This is a genomic window from Bradyrhizobium sp. Kon69 (assembly GCF_055807515.1).
This window is the reverse complement of the sequence record NZ_JBVVOS010000288.1, coordinates 1-286: the sequence shown is the minus strand read 5'-3', so window position 1 is coordinate 286 and position 286 is coordinate 1. Positions and strand designations below refer to the sequence as shown.

Below are 286 nucleotides of genomic sequence, written 5' to 3'. Positions count from 1 at the left end.
CATTTGAGAGTCAACCGCTGTTTTCGGATTTTTCGCCACGAGTCTTTGGCTGATCTTCAGGGCTAGATCTTCTGGCGCGTCGAGAGCGCATCCAACTGACGATTCAACGCCTCCTTGCGCTCCGCGGGGATGTCGTTCCAATGCACGTCCATCAATGCGCCTTCAATCGCATACAGCAGCACTTTTGACGCTCTGAATCCGCGTGTGCGCACGGCGCGGTACGCATCGACCGCCCCCAGCCGGCGTAGGTCGGACGCGCTGTGGAAGCCCGCCGCATGCAGCCACT

General features: G+C 59.8%; 1 protein-coding gene. It reads right to left on the bottom strand.

The features are described from left to right. Window positions 1-62: 62 nt before the first annotated feature. A partial coding sequence (locus AC0L3U_RS39205) for a TfoX/Sxy family protein (RefSeq protein ID WP_473365091.1) occupies window positions 63-286 on the bottom strand: 224 nt, incomplete at its 5' end.